Source organism: Streptomyces sp. NPDC058665 (assembly GCF_042714995.1).
Taxonomy (GTDB): domain Bacteria; phylum Actinomycetota; class Actinomycetes; order Streptomycetales; family Streptomycetaceae; genus Streptomyces.
On the sequence record NZ_JBHXRX010000036.1, the window covers coordinates 51,945 to 63,720 of the forward strand.

At 73.5% G+C, this 11,776-nt stretch carries 7 protein-coding genes; 1 reads left to right on the forward strand and 6 read right to left on the reverse strand.

Features of this window, described 5'->3' with window-relative positions; genetic code table 11:
- Positions 1–23: 23 nt before the first annotated feature.
- The 4 genes from ACFWV8_RS23420 to ACFWV8_RS23435 form a co-directional block, all read right to left on the reverse strand.
- Positions 24–1,064: an ATP-binding cassette domain-containing protein gene (locus tag ACFWV8_RS23420; RefSeq protein ID WP_384205794.1), complete on the reverse strand. Its 1,041-nt coding sequence runs from the start codon at positions 1,062–1,064 to the stop codon at positions 24–26.
- Complete coding sequence (locus ACFWV8_RS23425) at positions 1,061–3,865, reverse strand: ABC transporter permease (RefSeq protein ID WP_384205939.1); 2,805 nt, start codon at positions 3,863–3,865, stop codon at positions 1,061–1,063. Before ACFWV8_RS23425 ends, ACFWV8_RS23420 begins: the two co-directional genes overlap by 4 nt.
- A gap of 133 nt (positions 3,866–3,998) precedes the next feature.
- Positions 3,999–7,418, reverse strand: coding sequence for an FtsX-like permease family protein (locus ACFWV8_RS23430; RefSeq protein ID WP_384205801.1), 3,420 nt, complete (start codon positions 7,416–7,418; stop codon positions 3,999–4,001).
- 174 nt (positions 7,419–7,592) lie between these two features.
- A complete protein-coding gene (locus ACFWV8_RS23435; RefSeq protein ID WP_329387579.1) occupies positions 7,593–7,991 on the reverse strand; it encodes a globin in 399 nt (132 codons plus the stop codon).
- Positions 7,992–8,139: 148 nt separating this feature from the next.
- Between ACFWV8_RS23435 and ACFWV8_RS23440 the strand changes: the two genes are divergently transcribed.
- Positions 8,140–9,165 (forward strand): methyltransferase domain-containing protein, encoded by a 1,026-nt coding sequence (locus ACFWV8_RS23440; RefSeq protein ID WP_384205809.1) that lies wholly within the window; start codon positions 8,140–8,142, stop codon positions 9,163–9,165.
- On the opposite strand, the gene ACFWV8_RS23445 is transcribed toward ACFWV8_RS23440, so the two are convergent.
- Complete coding sequence (locus tag ACFWV8_RS23445) at positions 9,146–10,315, reverse strand: FHA domain-containing protein (protein ID WP_384205815.1); 1,170 nt, start codon at positions 10,313–10,315, stop codon at positions 9,146–9,148. The two genes, ACFWV8_RS23440 and ACFWV8_RS23445, sit on opposite strands and share 20 nt — an antisense overlap.
- Before the next feature lie 66 nt (positions 10,316–10,381).
- Positions 10,382–11,737, reverse strand: a complete 1,356-nt coding sequence (locus ACFWV8_RS23450) for a VWA domain-containing protein (protein ID WP_384205819.1) — start codon at positions 11,735–11,737, stop codon at positions 10,382–10,384.
- Positions 11,738–11,776: the final 39 nt, after the last annotated feature.

Here is an 11,776-nt window from a genome sequence, read left to right on the forward strand (position 1 = left end):
CGGGGCGTCCGAAGAGGCCCGGGTCACTCGGGTCGGGTCTCCGACCGCTGGGTGTCGGGCCAGATCTGGATGTGGTCCTGTTCCAGTTCCAGCAGGACGCGGTGTTCCAGGGCCAGTGCCTTCGTGTAGTCGGCGGGCAGCTGGAGGCGGCCCGCGCGGTCGAGCATCGCGTACTCCCGGGCCACCACCGACTCCTGGCCCGTCGTCGCGTCGACCTCCTTGCGGCGCAGGACCTCCGACGAGGTGCGGCCGTCGCGGATGGCGACCGTCCGGCGGACCTCGCCCGCGACCTCCTGGTCATGGGTGACGATCACGATCGTCGTGCCCAGCTCCTCGTTCGCACGGCGGAACGCGGCGAACACCTGCTCCCCGGTCGCCGAGTCCAGTTCGCCCGTCGGCTCGTCGGCCAGCAGTACGGAAGGGGAGTTGGCGAGGGCGACGGCTATCGCCACCCGTTGCTGCTGGCCGCCGGACATCTGGTGCGGGCGGCGGTCGCGGCAGTCCGCCACGTCCAGCATCGTCAGCAGCGATTCGGCCCGCGTGGCGCGCTCCGCCCGACGGCCACGGCCCCGGCCACGAACGCTCAGGCCACCCCCGCCGCCCCGGCCGCTCAACTGCATCGGCAGAGCGACGTTCTGAGCCGCCGTCATGTACGGCAGCAGGTTCCGTCCGGTCTCCTGCCAGACGAAGCCCACCGCCTCACGCCGATAGCGCAGCCGCGCCTTCGCGTCCATGCCCAGGAGATCGCGGCCCGCCACCTTCGCGGCCCCGGCCGTGGGCACGTCCAGGCCGGCCAGGATGTTCATCAGCGTCGACTTGCCGCTGCCGGACGCGCCCACCAGAGCCATCAACTCGCCCTCTGCCACCAGCAGATCGAGGCCCTGGAGCGCCTGTACCTCCACCCCGTCGGCGGTGAAGATCCGTACCAGCCGGTCGCAGGCGATGAGCGCGTCGTGCCCGTACGAGGGCCGGTCGCGATGGCTGCCCGCCCGCAGCTCCAACTGCTCCAGCGTCGTCCCGGCCGAACGATCGGCCCCCGCACCGAACCCGGTCGACGATGTCATCGGCTGTCTCCTGCCCTGAGTTCGCTGATCGATCCTTGCCGCCCCGCCCACCACGCCTGCACCACCGACACCGCGGCGGCGAGCGCCAGCACCCCCACGGCCGGCAGTACCAGTGACCACGCGTCGGCCCGCAGGGGCGCCCCGTCCAGCGGGATGTCCGACGTCGTGGTGAGCGCGAGACGTACGAGATCCACCCCGGGCGCCAGCAGCACGACAGTCGCCCAGCCGACAAAAGCCCCGCCCACGGCGGCGAGCAGCGCCTGTGGAAGGACCTCCAGGCCCAGGAGCTGGCGGCCCTGGCGCTTGGTGAGACCCATGGTGCGCAGCCGCGCCAGCAACGTGACACGTTCCGGGGCCGTCTGCGACAGCGAGAGCAGCAGGGCCAGCAGGGCGTAGCCCGCGCCGGCCGCGATCGCCGCCGCGTAGATCCGCTCGGCGCCCTCCTGCATGGGCGTGTTGACGAACGTTTTCCGCTCCTCGGTACGCAGCTTCACGGAGAAAGGCGCACCGCCCGTCCCACCGCCCGTCCCACCGGCCCTCTCGCCGAATCCGGTGACCGTCCGCCGCAGCGCCTCGCCGTCCAGCTTCGCACCGGTGACCAGCAGGGTGGTCGGCGCCCGCTGCGTCAGATCGGCGGCGTTCACCAGAAGGTAGTCGTCGCTGGGGGACGCCGGGGTGTGCCGGCGTACTTCCGCCACCCGCACCTTGAAGTCCCCGGCCGCCGACTGGATGTCGCGCGGCCCGTCGCCGAGCCGCTCGGCGACGGCGGGCGACGCGATCGCGGGCAGCACTCGCCCCGGGTCGGACCCGCCGTCGCGTACCCCGCCCCCGCCCACGGACCTCAGCCCGGCGGCCGGGAACTCGCCGAGTCCCGTCTCCCGCGCCAGCCGCGCGTACGCCTTCGGCTCCACACCGATCATGGTCACGCCGAGCGCCGTCCGGAACCCCTTGCTGTCGGACGGGAGCGGTACGCCGTACTCGACCCGTACGGCGGTGACATCCCGGACCCCCGCGCTCTTCCGCACGGCCTCGGCCAGCCCGTCGGGCAGCACCGGCGACGAACCGACGAGGCTGATCCGGGCGTCCGCGCCCGTCGCCAGCACGGCGGCCCGCTCTCTCGCGCCGTCGATCCCGGCGAGCACGGAGCCGCCGAAGGCCGCCGTCGTCAGCGCGATCAGCAGGGCGAGCAGCGGCAGTGCCCCCGACGTCGGCGCGCGGCCCGCGCGGGCCAGCGAGAGGAAGCCCACGGCGCCGCGCAGCCGGCCGGCGGGACGGCCTGCCAGACGCAGCGGCAGCGGATAGAGCCGTACGAGGACCAGCGCGGCGATCAGCCCGGCCAGCACCGGCGCGGAGCTGACGAGATAGTCCACATCGCCCGCCCCACCCGCGTCACCCAGGTCGACACCGGCCGCGTCGGCAGGCCCGCCCGCGCCGCGCCGGCGCAGTGCGACCACCGCGCCGACGGCCAGCGCCAGCAGGGTCAGTTCGGCGATCGTGCGGCGGCGGGAGGGCCTGGCCCGTACGAGATCCTCCCGGCCTCCGCGCGCCTGCGGCCTGCGGTGCGCCACCACGGCGCGGACCGGCAGCGCCGCGCACGCCAGTAGAGCCGCTCCGCCCGCGGCGGCCACGGCGGGCCCCAGCCGGGCCTCCGGGACGGTCAGGACGGCCAGCAGCAGACCGACGGCCGCCGCCGGTACGACGATCACCGCCGTCTCGGCGAGAAGCCGGCCGCCGATCCCCGGCAACGAGCCGCCGCGCGAGCGCAGCAGGGCGAGTTCGGACCGCCGCCGCGCCGCGGTCAGGCCGCCCGCCATCACCAGTACGACACCGGCCACCGCGCCGATCCCCAGCGCGGCGACCGCGACGACCGGAGCGATGGCCGCGCGCATCGAGCGGTGCCCGGCGACGATCTCGTCAAGTCCCGTCGCCACCACGGCCGCGGGACCGACGACGGTCGGGGCGCGCAGTTCGGTCAGCTCGGGGCCGTTCTCCAACGAGGCGATGCCGGAGGCCAGTTGAGGTGCGTCGCGGGCGGTGAGCGCCGTGGTGTCGGGGGCGATGCGCCAGTACAGCCGGGGTTCTCCGGTGGTGCCGAGCAGTACGGGCGCGGCGTCCGGGGCCAGCAGGAGGGAGGCGCGCCAGTAGCGGGGCTGGGGGCGGTCGTTGGTCGGTTTGGTGACCAGGGCGGGGGAGCCGAGTGTGGTCTCGACGGACCAGTAGCTGTTGTCGGGCTGCCGTGGCGCGATGATTCCGGTGATCCGTACGCCGAGCTCGTCCCGGTCCACACCCGGCACATGCACCACCGAACCGACCTTGAGCCGCAGCGACTTCGCGGTCTCGGCGGTGACCGCCGCCTCCACCTCCCCGGTGACCGCCGTCACTGGGCCGTCGGCGCGCGGGAGCCGGCCCTCGCGGAGGGTGGAGTGGCGGTCGAGGACGGCCTGGGCGGCGAGGGTGAGCATCGGGGGCAGACTGTCCGGCGCGGGCAGCCAGGGGTCGGTGCCCTCGACCGGCTCGGAGGTCCGTACGCCGTACGCCGAACTGCCGTCGTCGGCCCGTATCGGCGCGGGCAGACTCCGGGTGATGTTCCGCTGCGCCTGTGTCACCCAGGCGGCGCGCAGGGTCTTCTCCCGCTCCGGCTGCGGCATCCCGAGGCCGGGCGGCGCCGAGGTGACCTCCAGGACGCTCTCGGCAGCCGTGGCGGTACGGATGTCGTGGCGCAGGCCGTTCGTCTCGTAGGCGTCGACGGAGCGGGGGAACGCGGCGGCGAGGTACGCGGTGAGCACGACCAGCACGGCCATCGCCGCGGCGGCCCCGGGCGCGGTCCGCAACCGTGTCCGCACCCAGGGCGCGACGACCCGCGCGGGACGGGACGGACGGGACGGATGAGACGGATGAGACGGACGGGATGGACGGGACGAGCCGGCGCGCATCTCAGTTGCCTCCCCGTTCGCGCAGCGTGACCGCCGGGTCCGTACGGCGCAGGGTGAAGTACACGATCAGCAGCAGCGGAAGCACGGACACCCCCGCCAGCAGCGCGGCGACCTGGCCGGCCGGCAGATCGACCAGGACGTGCGGCACCGGCTGGGTTGCCTGGCCGGTCAGTACGACCAGAGGGACGACCGCCCTGGTGAGTACGGCGCCGAGGGCGAGGCCGACCAGGAGCGCGACAGCGAGGAGCAACCCCTGTTCGGCGGCCAGCAGGCGCGCGAGTTGGCGGCGCGGGGTGCCCAGGGCCCGCAACAGGGCGAATTCGGCGCCCCGTTCGCGTACCGATCCCGCCGCGCTCACCGCGAAGCCGACGGCCGCCAGCGCCGCCGCCGCGATGGCCGCGGCCAGCAGCGCCGACTGCGGGCCGACACCCAGCGGATCGCTCAGCAGCTCATCAGCGGTCTCGTCGCGCACCATCACCTGCGCCGGGTCGACGTCGGACCGCTTGCGCAGCGTCTCGGCGATCTCCGGCGCGCGGCCGGGCGCCGCGCTCAGCCACCACTCGGTCGGGGCCAGCGACGGCTCCCGCCGGTCGGCGAGCGTCCGGTTGACGGCACGCAGATCGAGCAGGAGCCCGCCGCCGTCGCCCGTACGGCCGCCGTCGGCGGTCTCGGTCGCGGCCTGCGCGCTCAGGGCGCCGGGACCTGTGGTGGGCAACTGGTCGACCGCGCGCACGATCCTGACCCGGACCCTGTTGCCCGAGACCTGGACGTCCAGGCTCTGCCCGGTCTTCGCACCGGCGGCACGCAGAAAGGTCCCGGTGGCGATCGCGGGCAGCACGGCGGGCGGATCGGGCCGCTCCACGCCCACCTGGACGCTGATGCTCCGCGCCGGGTCGTAGGAGCTGCCGGCCTGCGGGCTGACCCCCGTCCGGTACGTGAGCACCAGGGGCGCTGTCGCCGAGACGGCCGGCTTCAACGGCACCGCCGGGTCGGCCTCGCCGTCCAGCGACCCGAGGCGCGTCGCCTGCCACGCGAAGTCCGGGTCGGCGCGCACCGTACGCGCGGCGCCTTCGGCGTCCAAGGACTGGAGCGCGTCGACACTGAGGCGGTGGGTCTCGCTCCGGCCCTGAGGGGCGTTCGTGTCGAGTACGAGGCCGGTCAGCGTGAGCGGTTCCGCCGGGGTGAGCGGCGTGCTCGCCGCCTGGGGACCGCGTACGGAGTCCGAGGCTCCGGTCAGATCGAGTGTGACGGTGTGCGGGCGGCCGTCGACGGGCACCTCGCCCGCGAGCATGCGGTAGCCGATGCCGTAACGGTCCTCGACCACAACCGTGGTGAACGGAGCCCCGCCGGCCGGCGACACCCCGTCGCCCGCCGAGGTGTCGGTGATCCGCAGCGTCACCCGGAGCTGCCGGGTCCCGTCCGGCAGAAGGAGGCCCGGCCGCGCCGTTTTCGGCGGCTGTACGGCGTCGAGGAGCGGGGCCGCGCCGTCGTCGTTCCGGTCCTCGCCGTCCCCGCCCCCGCCGGCCAGGTCGTCGCGCAGGAGCATCCGCTCGCCGGCCTGACCCGTGTCCAGCGCCAGGACGGTCGCCGTCCGGTCCGCCGACAACTCGGTGGTGGCCCGGTGCGCGGGTGCCGCCTCCCGTACCCCCGGCAGCGCGGCGTAGATCCCCGCCTGGCCGGGGTCCCCGGGCCGGTTCGCAAGTACCCGCAGCGACGCGCCGGTCCTGAAGTCCGCCTGGTCCTCCTGCGACCGGTCCCACGACGCGCTCTGCCCGATCGCCAGCATCCCCATGGCGACGGCCGGCACCAGCAGCAGCACCGGACCCGCGCCGCGCAGCGGCCGACGGCTGAACTGCCAGCCCGCGAGCGCCGCCGACAGGCCCCTCCCGCTCGCCGCTCGCCGCTCCGCGAGGCGCGCCAAGGGCGGCAGCAGGCGCAGGGTCAGTACGGTGCCCGCGAGCAGCGCCAGCGCGGGGGCGGCGACCAGCAGCGGATCGACGCCCAGCTCGCCCCGGCTGTCACCGCTGAGCGCCCCGCCGCCCGAGGTGGCGGTCTGCCGGTCCAGCTGCCAGTACGCCACGGCCGCGATCACCAGCAGCCCCACGTCGGCGCCCGCGCGCACCGGGCCGGGCAGCGTCCCCGCCCTGCCGCGCCGCAGCCGGGTGACGCCGGCGGAGGCGAGTGCGGGCGCCACGACGGCGGCGGCGCACGCCAGCGCGACCCCGGCGCCGGTCAGCCACACCTCCGCGGTCGAGGTGTCACCGAGCCGGAGCCCGATCTCGGCGAGCGCGCCACGTTCGGCGAGCAGCCGGGTCAGCGGTCCGGCGAGCAGCGGCGCGCAGATCGCCGCGGGCAGCGCCAGCAGCAGGGCCTCGACCGTGGCGAGCCAGCCGATCCGGCGCCGTGAACCGCCGCGCGCCCGCAGCAGATCGGTCTCGCCGGTCCGCTCCGTACTCAGCAGCCGCGCGACCAGCAGCAGGGCGCAGGCGGCGAGCAGGACGAGCTGGACGGCGACGATCAGCAGCGTGGAGCGCGACACGAGCAGCGCGCGTTCGGTCCGGTCTAGCACGCTCGGCAGCGCGGTCCGCGCGGTCACACCGCCGTCGAACACCGGTTGCGCGGCGAGGGACTTGGGGCCGCGCTCGGCGGCGGCACGCAGCGAGCCGATACGGCCGGTGGTGACGGACCGGAAATCGGCGGCGGCCAGCCACGACAGGTCACCCGCCGGGAGCCGCCCGGAGTCGAACAGGGCGGGGTCGGCGAGCAGCGGGCCGTAGGTGGTGAAGGTGACTGTCTGGACACCCTGGCCGCCGACAGTGTCCAACTTCCAGTACGGGTCGGTGAGATCGGCCGGCCGGTAGATGCCCGTGACCCGGATCGTGAGGGGTTGGTCGCCCAGCCGGTCGACGAGGGTGAGCCGCGTCCCGGCCTTGAGCCCGAGCTGGGTGGCGGCCTCTTCGGGGAACGCGACCTGCACGGGCGCCGCGCCGGAGGCTTCCGCCCCGTCCGGCCAGGCGCCCGTCACCAGCCGTACGCGCGAGCGGTCGAGCGTGGCGAAGTGCGTGAGGTCGGGTTCGCCCTTGCGCGCCGCGGGTGGCTGGAGGGCGCGGGGGAGCGCGTACGACCCTGAACGCTCCAGCTTCCGTACGGTGACGGGCAGCCCGTCGAACGCTTCCCGTGCGACCTTGGACGCCGCCTCGTTCGCGGCCTCCCGGTCGCCCGCCGGGACCTGCGCGGTGATCACGAGCGCTGCCGCGGCGGCCTCGCGCCCTTGGAGGGTGTGGCGCAGCGCCGCGTCCCCGACGGAGCCGGAGAAGGCGGTCAGGGCTGACAGGACGCAGGTGGTGAGAAGAACGGCCAGCAGAGCCGCGGCGAGCAGGAGACGGTGCGCGCGGACGCGCAGGAAGACGAACCCTGTCACGCGTCCCCCCGCCGATCCCTCGCCCGCCCCGGAGCTCGGATACTTTCAGAGGGCAGCCGTCGGCGGAAACCGCTTACGGCCGGACTTTGACCGGATCGTGACCGTTGTCCGGAACGGGAGTTCCGCATTCCGGGGCAGAAGCGAGGGGCCCACGGCCGGTCCCTACCGGTTGCCTCAGCTGTTGATCATCGACGCGGCGGCGTACGTCATGTAGTTCCAGAGCTGCGTCTCGTGTTCCTCCGAGAGTCCCAGCTCGTCGATGGCCGTCCGCATGTGCCGCAGCCACGCGTCGTGCGCAGCCTGGTCGACGGTGAACGGAGCGTGGCGCATCCGCAGCCGCGGGTGGCCGCGGTTGTCGCTGTATGTGCGGGGACCGCCCCAGTACTGGATCAGGAACAGCGTGAACCGCTCCTCGGCGGGCCCGAGATCCTCCTCCGGATACATCGGCCGGAGCAGCGGGTCCTCGGCAACTCCCTGGTAGAAGCGGTGGACAAGGCGCCGGAAGGTCTCCTCGCCGCCGACCTGCTCGTAGAAGGTCTGCTCCGAAAGCGTGCCGCGCGGAATCTTGTTCACCCCTCCATCGTCTCAGACGCACCGGCCGAGTACCTGAGGTCTAGGACCTGCCTCTTCGACCTGCCCTTTCCGGTCCCGAATCCGGTTACCTCCGGTCCGGCAGCCGGTACTGCTCGCTTCCGCGCTCGTGACACAGGACAGTGGAACCATGGGCGTTCACCATGAGCACCGCGAGGCGTACGAGCCCGGCGACGAGGTCGATGGCGTCGCCGCCGAGGCGCGTGCCGCCATGGTGCGCGGCATGGCCGCCGAGGGGGTCCTGGACGATCCGGCCTGGCGCGCGGCCTTCGAGGAGGTGCCGCGGCATCTGTTCGTCCCGTACTACTTCGTCAGCCGGCCCGGCGGCCACGACCGGCTCTGGTGCGAGGACCCCGACCCGGTCCGGCGGCTGCGCTGGCTGCGCGGCGTGTACGCGGACGGGGCGCTGGCCACCCGCGTACGGGACGGTGAACTGATCTCGTCCAGCAGCCAGCCCTCCCTGATGGCCGGGATGCTCGCGGCGCTCGATGTGCGCGACGGGCAGACGGTCCTGGAGATCGGCGCGGGCACCGGCTACAACGCGGGGCTGCTCTCGCACCGGCTGGGCGACGACCGCGTGACGACGATCGATCTGGATCCGGAGATCACGGAGTCCGCCCGTACGCACCTCGCGGCGGCCGGATACCGGCCCACCGTCGTCACGGGAGACGGCGCCCTCGGCTGCCGCCGGCGGGCGCCCTTCGACCGGATCATCGTGACCTGCACGCTGCCCGCCGTGCCGTCCGGCTGGCTGGCGCAGTGCGCGGACGGGGCGCGGATCCTCTCGCCGCTGTCCACCGGGCTGATCGCGCTGGACGTCGGCGAATCCGCCCACGGCCGTTACCTGGAAGGGCACTTCCTGCATACGTCGGCCTTCTTCGTCCCCCTGCGGGGCGGGCAGGAGGAGCCCGCGCTGCCCGTTCTCCAGCGGATCGGCGGGCTGCCCCGGCGAGCGCTGGAGAACGATCTCTTCCGCTTCATGCTCTCGCTCACGGCGGGCAGCCTGGACCCGCACGAGGCCCTCTCCCTCTGGGAGCGCGAGGGGCGCCCGCAGCGGGAGAGGTTCGGCATCACGGTCGGCCCCGACCGGCAGTGGGCCTGGCTGGACGATCCCTCGGGGCCGTACGTCTGGCCACTCAGCCCCGGCGGATCGTGATCGTCGTCCAGGCGCCCACATGCACGCGGTCGCCGTCGTTGAGCGGGACGGGGACGTACGGCTGGATCGGGTCCTCGGCGCCGTTCAGCGTCGTGCCGTTGGTGGAGTTCTGATCGACGACCGCCCAGCCGCCGTCGGGCTGCTGGACCAGGACCGCGTGCTGGTGCGAGACGCCCGGGTCCTCCGGCGGCACCGACAGGTCGACGTCCGGGGACTCGCCGGTGGAATGGCGCCGACGGCCGATGGTGATCTGGTTCCCGGTCATCGGAAGGTGCTGTTCCGGTGAGTACGCGGGCAGGTTGAGGCCTGTCGCCTCGGGGCCGCTGCGCTGCATCATCGCCATGAAGTACTCACGGTCCGGAGCGACGACCGCGGTCCAGTTGCCGGGCGGCTGGTACTGGTGCGGCGGCTGTTGCTGCTGCTGTGGCGGCGGTCCCTGCTGGAACTGGTGCGGGGGCGCCGGGGCACCCGCCTGTGAGGGCGGCGGCAGCACCCAGTCGTCGCCACCGGTCTGCTGCGGCGGGGCCGGCGGCCCCGACTGCTGGAACGAGGGAGGCGAAGGCGGTCCCTGCTGCTGGTACGGCGGGGGCGGCGGAGGCCCCTGCTGACCGGGCGGCCCAGGAGGTCCGGGGAATCCGGGGGGCCCGGGAGGTCCGCCCTGCGGTCCGAGCCCACCCGGATGACCCTGTTGATCGGGCGCCAGCGGCTCGGCGGGCCGGTTCAGCTGCGAAGGGCGCGAGCCCTGGTAGTCGTACGGGTCGGGCGGCCGGGGCGGCGACTGCTGGGCCTGGAAGCCCGGCGGCAGGTTGAGTCCGGGAGGCGGAGCGCCCCCCGGGCCTCCCGGGCCACCGGGCCCCTGGTGCTGCGGCGCCAGCGGTGTGTACGAGGTCGCCGTGTTGGTGAGGAAGTTCCACCGGCACTCCTCGCAGAACAGGGCGTTGCCCTCACGCGGCGTACGGCACTGCGGGCAGAGCTCCGCCTGCGCGGTCGCGTTCGGGTCCTGAGGGTAGCCGTATCCGGGCGCGGGCGGTGGTGGCGGAGGCGGCGGCACCGAACCGGCGGGAGCACCGGCTCCGGCCGCCATGCGATGGCCGCAGACCTCGCACCAGTCGTCGGAACCCGACTGGTGTCCGTTCGGGCAAGTCGGCATGTCGGCGCTTCCCCCTCTCCTCGTCCGGCCCGCAGGCCGCTGCTGTTCGCTGCTTGTCGCTGTTCGCTATTTCTTGACGCGAACGGTTTTGGTCGAGCGAGTTTCCAGAGTCATCTCGTCCGCGTCCGCCACCTTCGCTTTCAGTCGCACAGTACCCGTCGCCGCATCGACCACGTCCACTACCTTCGAAAGCAATTTCGCCGTATCCGCGTTCCCGGAGTCCGACGCGAGCTGTACCGCGCGGCCCAGTTTGGCGGTCGCGCCGTCGAAGTCCCCCGACTTGCGGGCCTCCAGGCCCTGCTGGATCACCTGCGCCAGTTCGGCCTGGCCGGTGTAGTGCGCGACCTGCGGATTGATGGACGTCGACGCCGCCATGTCGTCGGTCCACACCGCCCGTACCAGCCCCTGGGACAGCACCTGTGACGTGCCGTCGGCCGCCGGGAGGATCAGCGAGACCCTCGCCGCGAGCATCTCCTGTCCGACGCCCGCCTCCGGGACCTGGACCGATACGTGGTAGTCACGGGACTCGTCGCCCCAGGAGCCCGTCGGATAGTCCCCGGCACGGGGGTTGGCGTCCGTACGCCGCTCGGTCAGCTCCTCGACCGTCGGCGCCACCTGCTTGACGAACTTGATCTCCACACCGACGGGCGTCCAGAGCCGCAGGGCGACGTCCGCGACCTCCTTGCCCATCGCGTTCTCCATCATCTCCGTGAAGTCGGCGGCCAGGCCCGCCGGATCGGCGACGATGTCCGCCGTGCCGAGCATCGCCGAGGCGATGCCTGTGACCTCTTTCACCACCCAGTCCGTACCGACGCCACGGGCGTCGCAGGTGAACCGGCCCGCACAGGCGTCGAGCGAGGCGCGCAGATCCTCCGGGGTCTCGTGCTCGTTACGGCCGTCGGTGAGCAGGATGCCGTGCCTGATCGACACATCGGCCGAGGACAGCAGCCGGTCCGCGAGCCGCAGCCAGGTGCCGATGGCGGTACCGCCGCCTGCGTTCAGCTTGCGCAGGGCGTTCCTGGCCTCCGCGCGGGTGGCGGCGTCCGCGACCGCGAGGGCGCCGTTGCCCGGGTAGACCTCCTTGGCCACATGCGTACCGGCGACGACGGCGAAGGCGACACCGTCGCGCAGGGTGTCGATGGCGGCGGACGTGGCGTCGCGGGCGTTGCGCATCTTCGTCGGCGGGTAGTCCATCGACCCCGAGCAGTCGACCATGATCACCACGGCCGCGTCGGGGCCCTCGCCCGGCGGCCTCGTGGGCCTGGGGGACGCTCCCGTGAGGGGCACCCCGCCGGTCGTACCACCTCCGGTGGAGGTGACTGTCACGATCGCGTTCACCTCTCGCCCGCCCTCCGGCAGGTACTCGTTCTGGTACACATCGACGGAGAACTGCGGCACGGTCGACTTCGAGAAGTTCGCCATCTGTATCGGCTCCTTGACGCTCCACTGGCAATAAGTTCA